The 16,386-nt window shown below is 33.9% G+C and carries 13 protein-coding genes; 11 read left to right on the forward strand and 2 right to left on the reverse strand.

Going from position 1 to position 16,386, the window contains the following annotated elements:
* Positions 1–77 precede the first annotated feature (77 nt).
* On the forward strand, positions 78–758 hold the full coding sequence (locus tag MV052_RS00710; RefSeq protein WP_297439989.1) for a response regulator transcription factor: 681 nt from the start codon (positions 78–80) through the stop codon (positions 756–758).
* A gap of 58 nt (positions 759–816) precedes the next feature.
* Here MV052_RS00710 and MV052_RS00715 read toward each other — a convergent pair whose 3' ends face one another.
* On the reverse strand, positions 817–2,043 hold the full coding sequence (locus MV052_RS00715) for a hypothetical protein (protein WP_297439990.1): 1,227 nt from the start codon (positions 2,041–2,043) through the stop codon (positions 817–819).
* Positions 2,044–2,177: 134 nt separating this feature from the next.
* Positions 2,178–3,488, reverse strand: a complete 1,311-nt coding sequence (locus MV052_RS00720; protein ID WP_297439992.1) for a hypothetical protein — start codon at positions 3,486–3,488, stop codon at positions 2,178–2,180.
* 193 nt (positions 3,489–3,681) lie between these two features.
* Here MV052_RS00720 and pstS point away from each other — a divergent pair, with 193 nt between their 5' ends.
* The 10 genes from pstS (at position 3,682) to leuA (ending at position 16,364) form a co-directional block, all read left to right on the forward strand.
* Entirely contained in the window at positions 3,682–4,686 is a 1,005-nt protein-coding gene (pstS, locus tag MV052_RS00725) for a phosphate ABC transporter substrate-binding protein PstS (RefSeq protein ID WP_297439995.1), read from the forward strand.
* A gap of 102 nt (positions 4,687–4,788) precedes the next feature.
* On the forward strand, positions 4,789–5,742 hold the full coding sequence (gene pstC, locus MV052_RS00730) for a phosphate ABC transporter permease subunit PstC (RefSeq protein ID WP_297439997.1): 954 nt from the start codon (positions 4,789–4,791) through the stop codon (positions 5,740–5,742).
* 57 nt (positions 5,743–5,799) lie between these two features.
* On the forward strand, positions 5,800–6,606 hold the full coding sequence (pstA, locus tag MV052_RS00735; RefSeq protein WP_297440117.1) for a phosphate ABC transporter permease PstA: 807 nt from the start codon (positions 5,800–5,802) through the stop codon (positions 6,604–6,606).
* A 12-nt stretch (positions 6,607–6,618) separates the two neighbouring features.
* The gene (pstB, locus tag MV052_RS00740) at positions 6,619–7,401 is read left to right on the forward strand and encodes a phosphate ABC transporter ATP-binding protein PstB (protein ID WP_297439999.1); all 783 of its coding nucleotides are present in this window, start codon (positions 6,619–6,621) and stop codon (positions 7,399–7,401) included.
* A 25-nt stretch (positions 7,402–7,426) separates the two neighbouring features.
* Positions 7,427–8,086, forward strand: a complete 660-nt coding sequence (locus MV052_RS00745; RefSeq protein WP_297440001.1) for a PhoU domain-containing protein — start codon at positions 7,427–7,429, stop codon at positions 8,084–8,086.
* On the forward strand, positions 8,087–9,481 hold the full coding sequence (locus tag MV052_RS00750) for an ATP-binding protein (protein WP_297440003.1): 1,395 nt from the start codon (positions 8,087–8,089) through the stop codon (positions 9,479–9,481).
* Between the two features lie 57 nt (positions 9,482–9,538).
* Positions 9,539–11,254 (forward strand): lysophospholipid acyltransferase family protein, encoded by a 1,716-nt coding sequence (locus tag MV052_RS00755; RefSeq protein WP_297440005.1) that lies wholly within the window; start codon positions 9,539–9,541, stop codon positions 11,252–11,254.
* Positions 11,251–13,014 carry a GGDEF domain-containing protein gene (locus tag MV052_RS00760; protein ID WP_297440007.1) on the forward strand — a complete coding sequence of 588 codons (1,764 nt, stop codon included), beginning with the start codon at positions 11,251–11,253 and terminating at the stop codon, positions 13,012–13,014. The genes MV052_RS00755 and MV052_RS00760 overlap by 4 nt, the downstream gene beginning before the upstream one ends.
* Before the next feature lie 106 nt (positions 13,015–13,120).
* Positions 13,121–14,551 carry a type I glutamate--ammonia ligase gene (glnA, locus tag MV052_RS00765; protein WP_297440009.1) on the forward strand — a complete coding sequence of 477 codons (1,431 nt, stop codon included), beginning with the start codon at positions 13,121–13,123 and terminating at the stop codon, positions 14,549–14,551.
* 154 nt (positions 14,552–14,705) lie between these two features.
* Entirely contained in the window at positions 14,706–16,364 is a 1,659-nt protein-coding gene (gene leuA / locus MV052_RS00770; protein ID WP_297440011.1) for a 2-isopropylmalate synthase, read from the forward strand.
* Positions 16,365–16,386: the final 22 nt, after the last annotated feature.

The raw sequence follows: 16,386 nt of genomic DNA on the forward strand, positions 1-16,386 counted from the left end.
TATTTTATGTCACCTGATTGTAATATTTCTGTAACCCAATTAACCTATAATATTTCATATAAATAAGAGGATTTTTTATGCAAGAGCACATACTAGTTGTTGATGATGACAATGATGTTTTAGAACTCTTAGAATACACTTTACGTTCAGCTGGCTATGATGTTCTGGGCTTTCTCAACACAAAACATGTAAGAGAAGTGCTAGCCCAAGAGCGTATTGATCTTATCTTAATGGATAGATCACTTCCTGATATTGAGGGGAGTTTATATGTTGAAATGCTACGAAGTAAAAACATCAATATTCCTGTTATTTTTCTCTCTGGAAAAGATTCCCAAGAGGAGATAAAAAGTGCTTTTCTTAAAGGCGCTGATGATTATATGACAAAACCTTTTGATGTTGAAGAGTTACTACTTCGCGTAAAAGCAGTCCTACGCCGTTCAAATTCGCAAACAAAAGAAGTTGTTCAAAATTTGGAGTACAAAGATATTGCACTTGATCTTAATTTACAAAAGGTAAGGATTCAAGATCAAGATGTTAGTCTTACAAAACTTGAAGCAGCACTGCTCAAACTCCTCATTCAAAATAGAGGAAGAGTACTCGACAGAGAATATCTACTAAAAAAAGTATGGAAAAATTCACAAAATATTCATCAAAAAACTGTCAATGTTGCTATAAAAAGATTAAAAGAGAAGATTGACCCCTCAAATAACAAAGAGTATATAAAAACGATAAGGGGAGTTGGGTATATGATGGCATAAAAGAGATAGAACCAAAATGGTTCTATCTCTAAGAAGAATGAAATTTGAAATTTGTTTTTTAGAATTTTACTTCTGCAGTAAGCATATACGCTGTTCCATTATTTGAGTATTTTGCACTACCTTTTTCATTATCTGTAATGATTGTATTTGCTACCCATTCTACATTACGGTTTTGTTCCCATGCCGCACCTATAATGTAACCTTTATCTTCTGTTTCTTTTACACCTGAGGGCTGCTCTTTTGTCCAAGAGTCATAACGAGCTAACAATCTGTACTCTTTATCATTTCCTAAACGGTATTCAACATTTGCGCTATAGCCTGAACCAGCTTGTGCTGAAACATTTGACACTGACGGAGATGCTACACTTCCTGTATCTATTGATTTTGAACGTGTGTCTAAAGATTTTACATATTGTGCTGCCACTAAGAACGAAGGTTGGTTATATACTGTGTGTAATCCACCAAATACTAAATCTTCATTTCCAACGTTTATATTATCGCCAGCTGCGTTTAGAAATGTTAATGCTTTATGTTTTTGATTGTATTGACCAAAGAAAGAAGCATCCCAATATGTTTTGCTTGTTTGTTTGTCTTTTCCACTCACACCTAAAATGTGCGCTGTAGTTCTCCACTCAAAACTCATACCATTTTGAGCCACTTGAAATGCGTGATAACCTTCACCATTAAAGATTCCATAATCTGCATCAAAGTATTTTGTTCTTGTTTTAAACATTACACCAAAGTCAGCTGAGTTTGATAAATCTGGTCCACTCACTTTATCTTCAATTAAAATTTTTGAAATATTACGGAAGTACCAAGCGTTATGTTCTTCATAATCATGCCAAGGACGATGAGCCAAACCAATCTCAACACCAGTAGAAGGAAGAATATTATTTAAGTAAAGGTATGCATATTTTGCACGAAGTTTTTCATCTCCAGTTACATCTTTTGACATATCATATGTTACACGATAGTAAGATTTTGGATCATCTAAAAGATAAGCTTTTAATTGAAAATAAGCACGTCTGATCTCTACTTGCGCAGTTGTGTCTTGTGCGTCACTAAAATCCTTTACAGTAGCCCCAATATAAGTTAAACCAGAAAATTTTAATTTATCAGCTTTTGAAAACATAGGTACTGTTTTGTCTTTTATTAAAGTACGACCTTCAGCAGGTTTTGTAAACACCTGACCATTTTCATCTTGATATAATTTAACATCAGCTGCGTTTGAAGCAACTGAACCTAATGTAAGAGCAGCTAAAGCTGATAAAACGATTTTTTTCATTGATTAATTCCTCGTGGATATTTTTGTTGTCGGAATTATAAAGCAGTTAGGTTACGAAAAGATTACAAAAGTAACATTGGATTACCATTAGGTTACAATGCTTACTTTTTAGGACTATAAACTCGTATAAATGTTTAGAAAAACCACTGAGAAGTGATTTTTATTCTGCGCTCTTTTTCATTACCTATATTAGAACCATATTTATCTTCTTGTACAGTAAAACCAGCTTTAATTGAGTTCCCCATCAAATACCAGTTTACACCTGCCATCTTCGATGTTAAATCATATCCATTTGCATCTTTAAACTTGTCCCAAGACTCATACCTTACAAAAGGAGCAACAAAGCCATAATCTGCAAAAACATATTCACTAGTTGCGTACCAACCATTTGATTTGCCTGTTTCTAAAGAAGTAAAATCTTTCACTACCCCATCAAAATCAAAATATTCAGCCTGAACAAAAGCCCCTTTATAGTGTGCTGACATTTCAAGATTAATCAATGTATGGTCAACTGTAATCCCCTCATCTAATTTAATATCAGAACTTTTCCAATACCCAGCACCAATTTCAAAGTGCTTTCCTTGAGCAAAGTATGTTTCTGTTCTTGATTTTTCTTCCCAACCATCAAATGGAGAAAGTACAACTTTACCACCATAAAAGAAATTCTTTTGATCTAAACCAGTTGACGTTTCTCCTTTAGCAGTTTTAAACTTTCCAGAATATACCCCATCACCAAAAGCAACTTGATAGTGAACTTTCTTCTCCCAGTTACCATACATTTGTGCATTTGTACCACGGCGGTTATGTGTAATATACTGTGCTGCTTCATCAGCTACATGCGGACGGTCATAATGAATCACACGAGCTGACTTTACAGTTTCAGTACGAGAGATGTCAATCTTTGCACGGTAAAGTTTAAAATTTACTAGAGATGTAGCAAAAGGTTTTTTGATTTTTACATAAGCATCACCAACATTAAATGATTGTTCACCTTTATCTTGAAAGTTAGCCTTATCATTTCTTACATCCATTGTAAAAGAAGCATATTTGTTAAAACCAGCTGCAACTTCAAAACGAACTCGTCTCAAATATGCGTCATGATAACTTTGCGTATCTCCTGTAGCCAAATCTTCTATATGTCCATTTTCAAAAGTACCTTGAATTCTTACACCTGCTTTTAACCACATATCAGGATTATCATCAGCAACAAATTTCATATTAATATGTGTTTGCTTTCCAAGTACAAATTCAGGAGATTTTGTATCTACAATTGTAATACTTTTTTTGGTTTTACGTATATTTGTAAGAGGAATTTCCACACGACCTTCAGCATTTTGTGTAAAGACCTGACCATGTACGTCTTGATATAATCTAACATCAGCTGCGTTTGAAGCAACTGTTCCTAATGTAAGAGCAGCTAAAGCTGATAAAACGATTTTTTTCATTGATTAATTCCTCATTAATATTTTTCTTGGAGGAAGTATAAAATACTTAGGTTACGAAAAGGTTACAATATAAGGATATGATTACAAAATGATTACTTGATATAGCTTTATTTTACTACAAAAACTTTGTAACCATTTTGTAATAATCCTATTCTATAATTTCACAAATCAAATCTTTACAAAGGTAAAACAAATGACTCAAGCAATAAAACTTACACTTGCAGCGACACTCCTAGCATCAGGACTCAGCGCAAATGACGTAATCAAAGGAAGTGGTGCTTCTTTTCCTTATAGTGTATACCAAAAATGGACAAAAGCTTACAATAAAGCTACTGGCATCAAAGTAGACTACATTAAAAAAGGTTCTTCTAAAGGTATTAAAGACGCTGTTGCAAGACAAGTTGACTTTGCAGGAACAGATAAACCACTTTCTCCTAAAACACTCAAAAAACACAAGCTTTACCAATTCCCAGGTGTTGTTGGTGCAATCACAATGGGATACAATGTACCAGGCATAACAAACCTACAACTTAGCCGTAGCGCTATCGTTGCTATCTCTTCAGGTAAAGTAAAATACTGGGATGACAAAGTTATAGCAGCTGCAAACAAAGGCACTGTGCTTCCACATAAAAAACTAACATTTGTTCATCGTGCAGATGGAAGTGGTACAACATTCAACTATACTTATTATCTTTCAAAAGTATCAAAAGATTGGAGAAAAACCTATGGTGCAAAAAAATCTCTGAACTGGCCTGGTAAACAGCACATTGGTGGAAACACAAACTCAGGTGTAGCTGCACTTATCAAACAAACACCATTTTCTGTTGGTTACATCGATTATGCAGATGCAAAAAACAACAATATCATCATGGCAACTGTTGAAAACAAAGATGGAAACTACATCAAACCTGAACTAAAAGCATTTCAAGCTGCAGCTGCAAAAGCAAACCTAGATCCTAAAAAAGATTTTTATTCAATTATCGCAGATCCAGCAGGTGCAGACTCTTACCCTATGGTAGCAGCAACATTCATCTTAGTTCCTGCAGAAAAACCAGAAATGAATAAAAAAGTAACAGCATTTTTTGACTGGTCATATAAAAATGGTCAAGATATAGCCAAAAGTCTTGGTTTTGTTCCACTTCCAGATACTCTTACAAATAAAATCAGAGCATACTGGGCAGAAAAAGGCATCAAATAATCACTTCTTTTTGAAGTGATTTCCCTTTTCTTTTTATCTCCATGTAATCTCTTTGTAATCAAATTTTTATATAATGTCAATATATTTCAACTAGGGCTTTAAATGGAAAAACTCTTTCAAAAAATATCTTTTGCTAGTGCATCACTTGTTTTAGCACTGCTATTAGGTATTTTTACTACACTGTATTTAGCTGCACAGCCAGCAATTTCTGAATTTGGTTTCAACTTCTTAGTTGATGAACGATGGAATCAAGAAGTCTCTTTAGTAGATACCTCAGTTGCAACAACTCAGCCAACAGTGACTTCTGAAGAAATTTTAGATGAAGATGACATGATTCTAGATGAAGATGATGAGGATGGAGCATCTACAAAAACAGTGTATGGTGGACTTGTTCCTATTATCGGTACACTTTTGTCTACACTCATTGCACTTATCTTTGCTCTTCCCATCGCCATGGGGATAGCAGTCTTTTTAGCTGAGATTGCTCCAAAAAATATTGCCAACATCACAGGAATGGCAATTGAACTTTTAGCCGCTATTCCAAGTATTATTTTTGGTATGTGGGGGCTTTATTATTTTGCCCCTATTATTGCTGAAACATTTGGAGGCTATCAAGTCTCTTTGCTCACAGCAGGTCTTGTTTTAGGTGTTATGATTTTACCATTTATGGCAGCTATTACACGCGATAGTATGAACACAACACCAGATGTTTTAAAAGAGTCAGCTTATGCACTTGGTGCTACAAAATTTGAAGTAGTTAAAGATATCATTTTTCCATACTCAAAAGTCGGTATCATCGGTTCTATCATTTTAGCTCTTGGCCGTGCTCTTGGTGAGACAATGGCTGTTGCATTTCTTATCGGTGCGGTTTATTCAATGCCAGAGAAGATTACTGACCCTACTATTTCCATCCCTGTTGCCATGGCAGTCAACTTTGGTGAAGCAAGTGGACTTGGAGAGAGTGCACTTTTTTATCTTGGGCTTATTTTGTTTGTTCTTAGTTTTACCATCATATCAATTGCAAAATTTTACTTTTTGAAAAAGGTTAAAAACTAATGAAACAATTTTATACAACTCCAAAAAATGCACTTTTAGGAGAAAATGATGTTTAATATGCGGCTTTTTGTCAATAAACTATTTTTAGCTCTTTCTATGTTTTCAGCACTCATAGGTTTGGGCTTTTTAGCTTGGATACTTCTGACTCTTTTCATTCAAGGGCTTGGTTCCTTGCACTTGAGTCTTTTTTTAAATGACTTAGTTGATGGAGGGTTGAGAAACCTTATCGTTGGACAACTGATTCTCGCATCATTAGCAGGGGCAATAGGAATTCCTCTTGGAATGGTTGCTGGTATCTATATCCGAGAATATGGCAGAGGAAAATACCCTGAACTTATTCGTGACTTGAGTGATATTATGATGTCGGCACCTTCGATCGTTATCGGTGCTTTTGTTTATGCTATTGCTGTTGCACCTTATGGTGGAGCAAATGGTTTTGCCGGTATTATTGCACTCTCCATTATGATGATTCCTATCATCATTAACACAACTGATTCAATGCTTAGTCTTGTACCAAAAGAGTTACGTGAAGCTGGCATTGCACTTGGTGCTTCAAAATACCGAGTTATTTTAGACATTGTCATTAAAGCTGCAAAAGTAGGAATCATGACAGGTATTCTTCTTGCATTTGCTAGAATTGCTGGTGAGACTGCACCTCTACTTTTTACATCTGAGACAAGTAACTACTTTAGTCTTGATTTGACAGAAAGTTTTCCATCTCTCACAGTAAGTATCTATAATCTTGCCAATGAGCCTGAACAATCTAGCCGTGACTTAGCATGGGCAGCTTCATTTATCTTAACTGTCATGGTACTTATCATCAACCTCACTGGTCGATTTATCACTAGAAATAAACACAAATAAGGAACTAGCAATATGCCTGTAATGAATATAAAAAATTTCTCTTTTACTTATCCGGGAGTTGATCACCCATCATTAAAAAGTATCAATCTTCCAATAGAAAAAAATAAAATAACAGCACTTATTGGTCCAAGTGGATGTGGTAAATCAACTCTTCTTCGTTCTATGAACCGTATTCATGACCTTTACCCTGGAAATACTTACGATGGAGCTATCGAACTCCTCAACGAAAAAACGGGTACGTATAGCAATATCTTAGAGATCAAAAAAGAAAATGAGTTTATTGAACTTCGTCAAAAAATAGGTATGATTTTTCAAAAACCAACACCTTTTCCAATGAGCATCTTTGATAATGTTGCTTATGGACTGAAAATTTCTGGCATAAAAAACAAAAACGAACTCGCTGACAGAGTAGAAGCTGCACTCAAAGGTTCGGCGTTATGGCCTGAAGTAAGTGATAGACTCACGGCTTCAGCTATGGGACTCTCCGGAGGACAACAACAACGTCTTTGTATCGCTAGAGCCGTTGCTGTAAAACCTGAAGTTTTACTTTTTGATGAGCCAACCTCAGCGCTTGACCCCATATCAACTGGAGCTATTGAAGAGCTTATCGTTGAACTTAAAAAAGACATCAGCATAGCAATTGTTACTCATAACATGCAGCAAGCTTCTCGCATTAGCGACTATACTGCGTTTATGTATTTGGGTGATTTAGTCGAGTATGACAAAACTGAAAATATCTTTTTAAATCCAAGAGAAAAACAAACAGAAGATTATATAACAGGAAGATTTGGATAAAATAAGTAAAAAAGGAAGCGAAAGTATGTTACAAACATTTAAAACAAACTTAGAAGACATTAAAAATAAAATTACAGAAATAGGTGAAAATCTTGTAAATGCGAATGCCATTATTTTGGATTCACTCAAAGATTGTGATCTTGATAAATTTGCAGATGCAAGAGACCGTATCAAGAACATCACAGCAAAAACTGATGAAATTGATAACAGCATTATTAAAGTGCTAGCACTTTATACTCCTGAAGCAAAAGATTTAAGACAGCTTGTTGCCTATTTCAAAATCACAAATGAACTCTCACGAGCTTGTTCCAACACAAGAAGCTTCATTAGAGGTTTTACAGATGTATGTGAAGACTTAGATGTAACTGCTATAAACGAGTATGCTCTTCCTATGCAAGCTTCAACGGTCAAAGCGATTAAGACAACGGTAGAAATGATAAAAACTGATGATCTTGATGAAATCCAAGAGATGTATGAAGAAGTACTTATAGAAGAGAATAAAACGGATGATCTTTATGAGATGATTGAGCGTAGACTTGTCGAGCAAGCTGAGAGTGCAAACTCTTTTGAAAAATATCACAAAATGCTTAAAGCTTTAAGAAAGAGTGAAAAGATAGCTGGTCGTGCCATCAGTGTAGCTAACCTCTTAGTATATATAAAAATTGGTGGAACAATTCATAACTAAATGTTAAAATTCCATCAAATAATACTACGAAAGTTTCTTCTTCTTTTTATTTCTCTTTTTATTATTATAGGTGGTGTTGTATATTATTGGATTTACCAATACTATTTAGAATCTTCAAAACAAGCACTTATACAAAATGTTGAGCTTTTATCTAACATAATAAATGAAGATAGCAACCTCGATATGCTTGCAAAAAACATCAAAAATAATTTACATATGCGTTTAACTGTTATAGATGCAAATGGCGTAGTCATTGCTGAATCTGACACAGATAAATCAAAAATGGAAAATCACAGATACAGAAAAGAAATTCTTCAATCCGATAAAGAAGTATTTGGGTATATTGTTCGTCATTCCCATACTCTCGACAAAGACTTACAGTATGTGGCAAAAAAAATACTCTTAGGCAAAAATACAATTTATATACGTTTAGCAAATACTATTAAAGGCATTCAGGCTGAAATACTCAACCTAGGTATCAAAGTATTTGCCATACTTTTTCTTTTTTTCGTTATATTGTTAACAATCAGCTACAAAATCAATTTACAAATACAATCTGAAACAAATAAAATAGCAGCTTTTCTAAAAGCTCTTACAAAAAAAGACAAACCAACATATATCACATCAAGATATTCTAAAGAGTTTGCTCTTATAACAGCACTATTAACAAAAGTTTCACAGATTCTTGCCAAAAAAGAGAAACAAAAAGCAAAATACACAAAACGACTTGAAGAAGCTAACAGACAAAAAGATGACATAATTTCTGCCATTTCTCATGAGTTTAAAAATCCTATAGCTGTTGTCAATGGTTATTCTCAAACTCTTTTAGATGATGAAGATATCAACCCTGATATTCGTAAAAAATTTCTTACTAAGATACATTCAAATGGTATCAAACTAACCAATCTTATTGATACCCTACGACTCTCTATGAAGCTAGATGGTGGACACCAAAATATTAAAACAAAAACAGTAAAACTTTATGATCTTATTGATGAATGCTATAAAAGCCTCAAGCTCAGCTATCCCTACAAAGAGTTAATAGTTTATGGAGATAAAGAATCTAAAATTGAGGTTGATGAAGCACTTTTTAGTATTGTTGTATGTAACCTTATTGAAAATGCATTTAAGTACTCTGAAGATGAAGTTGTTGTAAATATTAACAAAAATTCTCTTGAGGTTATAGATACAGGAATAGGGATCAGTTCTAAAGATTTGGAAAATATCACGAAAAAGTTTTACCGTGCGAATAAAAATACATGGAACAACTCTTTAGGTCTTGGTCTTTTTTTAGTTAACAATATTACAAAACTTCATCATTTCAAACTTCTTATAACAAGTAAACGAAACAAAGGTTCTACTTTCAAGATAGTGTTTTACAACTCAAAAATGTAACCCTCTTGTAACACGAATGTAATATAATTTTTCGACACCAACATAAAAAGAGAAACAATGATTGACGTTGAAAAAATGATTACGAAAAAGTATCCAAAACTTAAAAACAACAAAATAATCAAAGGGGCAATCTCCAAATTTGCCGATGCAATAGTGCATGAAAAAGAGTTAAATGAATTTTTAGAAAAAAATGCTCATCTAGGAAGTTATGAATTTATAGATGAGATATTTGATAAGCTAAACTTTAATTTTTCAGCTTCAGATAGTGATGTACAAAACATACCTGAATCAGGAAGAGTTGTCATCATTGCAAACCATCCGCTTGGTGGTCTTGATGCTATATCTTTAATTAAACTTGTCAGTTCTGTACGTAAAGATATAAAAGTAGTTGCCAATGACTTTCTTGAAGTCCTCACACCACTCAAGCCCATACTGTTAAGTATAAACAACTTTCAAAGCAGACAAAAAAAAGATGCAATTACTCAGGTTTATCAAGCTTTAGAAGATGAAAAAGCCATCATCATCTTCCCTTCAGGAGAAGTAAGTCGTGCAGGAGCAAAAGGCATACAAGATAAAGTCTGGCATAAAGGATTTTTAAAATTTGCCCAACGAAGTAATGCTCCTATACTGCCTATATTTATAGGTGGAAAAAACTCTAAAACATTTTACTCTGTATCAACTCTCAACAAAAAACTCTCAACACTTTTACTGATTCATGAACTCTTTAAGCAAAAAAACAAAAGTATTGAGTTAAAAGTGGGTGAAATAATTCCTAATGAAAATATTCTTCCAAAAGGAATTAAAACAAACAAAATAATTGAGCTGTACAAAAAACATCTTTATAGTCTAAAAAAAAATAAAAGTTACTTTATAACCCAAAAGGCAATTGCGCATCCTGAAGATAGAAGACTTATCAAAAAAGAACTCAAAAATTCCCAACTTTTAGGAGAAACAAAAGATGGAAAAAAAATCTATCTTTACTCTTCTGAGGATAATAACTCAATAGTTATTAATGAGATAGGTCGTCTGAGAGAAGTCTCATTTAGAAAAGTGGGTGAAGGTATCAACAAAAAAAGAGATATTGACAAATACGATAGATATTACAAACATATAGTCCTTTGGGATGATGAAGATTTAGAAATAGTAGGGGCATATCGTATTGCTGAGTGTAAACAAATCATCCAATCAAAAGGTGTGGATGCACTCTATACGACGACACTCTTTAACTACAATGAAAACTTTAAACCCTATCTTCATGATTCTATAGAACTCGGTAGAAGTTTCGTACAGCCTAAATACTGGGGAAGTCGCGCACTTGATTATCTTTGGTATGGCATAGGTGCGTATCTACGTAATAATCCCCAAATCAAGTATATGTATGGTCCAGTATCTATCAGCGCAAATTATTCCAAAACCGCAAAAGATATGCTTTTATATTTTTATAATAAAAATTTTCAAGATGATAAAAACCTTGTAAGTGCCAAAATCCCATATAATTTTAAATCCGATGAAGCATTAATCAAAAACCTCAAAGAAGAGTTCAATGCACCCGAGTATAAAGAAAACTTTAAAACGCTTAAAAAGGCACTGAACTCTATTGGAGCTAGTGTGCCAACACTCTACAAGCAGTATGCAGACCTTTGTGAAAAAGGGGGAATAAAATTTTCAGCTTATAATGTTGACCCTGATTTTTCAAACTGCATCGACAGCTTTATAATCGTAGACATCAGTAAAATAAAAGAATCTCAAAGAAAGAGATACATCACATCATGACAAATGAAAAACTAACACCACAACTTTTAAAAACTCTTGAAGTGCTTGACTTTGCGTTTCAACCTATCATCAACATACACAGTGGAAAAATTTATGGAGTCGAAGCACTGCTAAGAAATTTCCAAGAAGTTGGTTTTCGCTCTATCTTTAGCCTCTTTGATGCAGTTTACAATCAAAAAATGCTCTATAATTTTGATCTTGCTCTTCGAAAAAAAGCATTTATAAAGTATACTGAAATTACAGAATATGAAAATATAAAACTCTTTTACAATCTAGACAATAGACTCTTCTCAATGAATGATTTTTCATCTGGTAATACAAAAAAAATTCTTAAAGATTTAAATATCAAGCAAGATAGAATATGCTTTGAAATTTCAGAGAGACATGAGATTTCCAATGAATTTGATTTAGAAATGGTTGTACAACATTATAAGGCAGAAGACTTTTTCATTGCTATTGATGACTTTGGAGTCGGTTATGCTGGATATAAACTTTTTTATGATTCGACACCAAATATCATTAAAATAGATAGATTTTTTCTCCAAGAGATACAAACAAATCTCAAAAAAAAGCTAATGGTTAGAAATATCACACACTTAGCTATCCAACTCGGAATAAAAGTAATAGCCGAAGGGATTGAAACAAAAGAAGAATATCTCACCTGCTTGGACATTGGCTGTCACTTTGCACAAGGCTACTACATCCAAAGACCAACACAAGAGAGTAGTAGAATCTTACCTACATATACTCACGTCGTTGATCTCCTTGAACAAAACAAACGAGGTACAACAGAAAAATCACTGCTTCTTAATTATGTAAATAAAGTTGTACCTATTGATATAAATAGTAGTATGGAAAAAGTAATTGATTACTTTAAGGTACACAAAGATGTTGCTGTTGTTCCCATCATAAATGCTAACAAAGAGCCTAAAGGTATTCTTCTTGAATCACAAATCAAAGATTTTCTCTATTCCCCATTTGGCATATCACTTTTACTCAACAAAAACAACAATGCAACCATTCCTACTCTCTTGAATGAATGTGGACATATTGATGTAAACAGTAGTCTAAGCACGCTTATAGAACTTTTTGCGAACAATCCTGAGTCTACAGGGATTATCATTACAAAAGATGCATGCTATTATGGATTTTTATCAGCAAAAGCTATTATAAATTTAATGCATCAAGAAAATATCATACAAGCAAGAGATCAAAATCCTCTGACAAAGCTTCCTGGCAACACTATGATAGATAAGTGTATTACAGCTGTTCTTAACTCATCCAAAAATCATATATTGTGCTACTTTGATTTAGATAACTTTAAAGCATTCAATGATGTGTATGGATTTAGAAATGGCGATAGAATTATTCAACTTTTTGCCAATATACTCAGAAAAAAAATACCAAAAAAAGATTTTATTGGACACATTGGTGGGGATGATTTTTTTGCTTCATTGCAAGATATAAATACACAAGAGTATGAAGTACATATCAATATAATTAAAAAAGTTTTACATGACTTTTCAGAAGATGCAAAAGGTTTTTATTCCAAAGAGGATAGAGAAAAAGGCTTTATTGTTGCAAAAGACAGATATGGAGTAACTCGTAAATATCCTCTCTTAACTGTTAGTGCATCTATTCTCATAGTTTCCAAACATTGTAAAAGCTACTCTGAAGAAGATATAAATCAAGTATTGAGTTCTCAAAAAAAAGTTGCAAAAAGTGATGAAAACCATCTAGCTATAAGCTGTTTACTATAACTATCTGAAACAATATAGAAAATTGATTATTTTTTAATCACTTACAAAGTTGTAAATTTAGATTAATAAGATATACTAAGTGCAGATAAAATTCAGGAGAAAATTAATGGGAAAATTCGTTAATAATATAGAAGAGTTCTTTACATTTTGTAATGAAAATGATGTTCAATTTGTAGATTTAAGATTTAGTGATATCAAAGGTGCATGGCATCACCTTACATACCGTTATAGTGCTGTTAATGCAGAAATTTTAGAAAATGGTTTCCCATTTGATGGTTCTTCAGTTGAAAACTGGCAACCAATTAATGAATCAGATATGCTTTTAAAAGCTGATGTACCAACAGCATTTCTTGATCCTTTTACTGCTGATCCTACTGTTATTCTTATTTGTGATGTGTATGACATTTATAAAAATGAACTATATGAAAGATGTCCACGTTCAATTGCTAAAAAAGCATTAAAATATGCTGCTGAACATGGAATTGCTGACGCTGCATATTTTGGACCTGAAAATGAGTTTTTCATTTTTGACAATGTACAATTTGTTGACAATATCAACGAAATTGGTTTCAAAGTAGATACAGAAGAAGGCGAATGGAATTCAAATACTTCATATGACGATATGTACAATACAGGTCACAGACCAGGAACTAAGGGTGGTTACTTCCCTGTTGCACCAACAGATTCTATGGTAGATATGCGCGCTGAAATGATGCAAGTATTAGAGCAAGTTGGTCTTGAAGTTATTCTTGGTCATCATGAAGTTGCTCAAGGTCAAGGTGAAATCGGAATCGTATTTGGTGACATCATCACAGCAGGTGACAATGTTCAAAAATATAAATACGTTGTAAAAATGATTGCACACCTTAATGGAAAAACTGCTACATTTATGCCTAAACCACTGTATGGTGACAATGGAAATGGTATGCATGTACACCAATCATTATGGAAAGATGGTAAAAACCTTTTCTATAAAGAAGGTGGATATGGAAACCTTTCTGATTTAGCAATTAACTATGCTGGTGGTATCTTTAAACACTCTGCAGCAGTTGCTTCATTCACTAACCCAACAACAAACTCATACAAGCGTCTACTTCCAGGTTTTGAAGCACCAAGTATTCTTACTTACTCTGCTAAAAACCGTTCAGCAGCTTGTCGTGTTCCATATGGTGCAGGTGAAAAAGCTACTCGTATTGAGATGAGATTCCCAGACAGCACAGCTTGTCCTTACCTTGCATTTGCTGCAATGATGATGGCTGGACTTGATGGTATCACTAAAAATGAAATGCCTGTAGGTCCACTTGATGAAGATTTATTTGAACTTTCTCAAGCTGAAATTGCAGAGCGTGGAATTCCACAAATGCCACATACACTTCGTGAAGCCTTAGAAGGTCTTGCAGGTGATTATGAATTCTTAAAACCTGTATTTTCTGAAACATTTATCAAAACATACCTTGAGTATAGATTTGAGCGTGATGTTATCCCTGATGAGGGTCGTCCAACTGCATATGAGTTTAAAACTACTTATCAATGCTAATTTAACCTCTCCCTATTTGGGAGAGTAAATAATAAAAATTATCTTTAACTTTCTTCATTAACCCACAAAATCCTTTTTAAAAAACTCCAATTTCGATATAATTCGCTTCATACATGTAAGAGTGTAGTAATATTCAAGTACAAAAGGATTTTCAATGAAAAATATTCCTAAAGGCAAATACAAGCCTTATCCTAAGATAGACTTGCCAGAGAGAAAATGGCCGGACAATACAATAACAAAAGCACCTATATGGTGTAGTGTAGATTTACGTGATGGAAATCAGGCACTTATCAACCCTATGGATATGAAGAAAAAACTTGAATTATTTGCACTCTTACTCAAACTTGGTTTTAAAGAGATAGAAGTTGGTTTTCCTTCTGCTTCAAAAATAGAATTTGATTTTTTGCGTAAACTTGTTACGGATAACTTAATACCTGATGATGTAACTATCCAGGTACTTGTCCAAGCAAGAGAACATCTTATTGCTAAAACTTTTGAAGCCCTAGATGGTGTCAAAAAAGCAACTGTTCATCTTTATAATTCAACTTCTATTGCACAAAGAAAAATCGTCTTTGCAAAAACGCAAGATGAGATTATTGACTTAGCTTTAGAAGGTGTTGATTTAGTGAAGAGATATGAGGCAAATCATAATGGAGAAATATTTTTAGAATACTCTCCAGAGAGTTTCACCGGAACTGAGCTAGACTTTGCAGCGCGCATCTCAAACGCAGTAACTGCACGTTGGGGCATTAATGAAGATAGAAAAGTCATTATTAACCTACCTGCAACTGTGGAGATGGCTACGCCAAATATTTATGCAGACCAGATAGAGTGGATGAGTAGACATTTAGACAATCGTGAAAATGTCATCATCTCGACCCATACGCATAATGACAGAGGAACCTCCATCGCAGCAACAGAACTTGCACTCTTAGCAGGGGCTGATAGAGTGGAAGGAACGCTTTTAAGCAATGGTGAGAGAACAGGTAATGTTGACATTATTACGCTTGCGCTTAATATGACTTCACAAGGAATAGATACGGGGCTTGACTTTTCAGACATAAATGAAGTGGTTCAAGTAGTTGAGCAATGTACTGAACTACCGACACATCCTAGACATCCTTATGTAGGGGAGCTTGTTTATACTGCATTTTCCGGTTCGCATCAAGATGCTATCAATAAGGGTCTTGCATATCAACAAGCAAAAGAGGACCCTTTTTGGGAAGTACCTTACCTGCCAATAGACCCAGCTGATGTTGGTCGTACTTATGAGAGTATCATTCGTATAAATTCACAATCAGGAAAAGGCGGGGTAGCTTATATTTTAGAACACAGCTATGGTTATCATCTTCCAAAAAGTATGCACCCTGAAATTGGTCGTGCAGTACAAACTTTAAGTGATCAAAAAGGCAGAGAGCTAGAAGCTGATGAAATATTGGAAGTATTTAAAAATACATACTTTAATATCAAAGAGCATATCTCTTTTAAGGATGTCTCCTTAAGTACTGACAATGGTGTGTCAAAATGTACTTTAACCTATCTTTACAATAATAAAGAAATTGTATCTAAAGGTGAAGGCAATGGTCCCATTGATGCCTGTAAAGATGCACTTATGAAAGAGTATAAAAATGATTTTACTATCAAATCCTATTCTGAGCACTCATGTGGTGACAAAAGTACAGCAAAAGCTGTAGCCTATATCGAGATACAAAGCAGAGAATTACTTTCATGTTTTGGTGTCGGTACAGACAATGACATAACAGTCGCTTCAATAAAAGCAATGTTTTGTGCACTAAACAGAGCTTTTAGCTAAAATTAAATATCATAAGTATAGA

The organism is Sulfurimonas sp. (assembly GCF_026988655.1).
GTDB lineage: Bacteria > Campylobacterota > Campylobacteria > Campylobacterales > Sulfurimonadaceae > Sulfurimonas.

Excerpts from the sequence above, each read along its gene's own strand:
- MV052_RS00755 (WP_297440005.1), top strand. The coding sequence starts at position 9,539 with ATGATTGACGTTGAAAAAATGATTACGAAAAAGTATCCAAAACTTAAA.
- MV052_RS00715 (WP_297439990.1), bottom strand. The coding sequence starts at position 2,043 with ATGAAAAAAATCGTTTTATCAGCTTTAGCTGCTCTTACATTAGGTTCA.
- leuA (WP_297440011.1), top strand. The coding sequence starts at position 14,706 with ATGAAAAATATTCCTAAAGGCAAATACAAGCCTTATCCTAAGATAGAC.
- pstS (WP_297439995.1), top strand. The coding sequence starts at position 3,682 with ATGACTCAAGCAATAAAACTTACACTTGCAGCGACACTCCTAGCATCA.
- MV052_RS00750 (WP_297440003.1), top strand. The coding sequence starts at position 8,087 with ATGTTAAAATTCCATCAAATAATACTACGAAAGTTTCTTCTTCTTTTT.
- pstB (WP_297439999.1), top strand. The coding sequence starts at position 6,619 with ATGCCTGTAATGAATATAAAAAATTTCTCTTTTACTTATCCGGGAGTT.
- pstA (WP_297440117.1), top strand. The coding sequence starts at position 5,800 with ATGCGGCTTTTTGTCAATAAACTATTTTTAGCTCTTTCTATGTTTTCA.
- MV052_RS00710 (WP_297439989.1), top strand. The coding sequence starts at position 78 with ATGCAAGAGCACATACTAGTTGTTGATGATGACAATGATGTTTTAGAA.
- MV052_RS00745 (WP_297440001.1), top strand. The coding sequence starts at position 7,427 with ATGTTACAAACATTTAAAACAAACTTAGAAGACATTAAAAATAAAATT.
- pstC (WP_297439997.1), top strand. The coding sequence starts at position 4,789 with ATGGAAAAACTCTTTCAAAAAATATCTTTTGCTAGTGCATCACTTGTT.
- MV052_RS00760 (WP_297440007.1), top strand. The coding sequence starts at position 11,251 with ATGACAAATGAAAAACTAACACCACAACTTTTAAAAACTCTTGAAGTG.
- MV052_RS00720 (WP_297439992.1), bottom strand. The coding sequence starts at position 3,488 with ATGAAAAAAATCGTTTTATCAGCTTTAGCTGCTCTTACATTAGGAACA.
- glnA (WP_297440009.1), top strand. The coding sequence starts at position 13,121 with ATGGGAAAATTCGTTAATAATATAGAAGAGTTCTTTACATTTTGTAAT.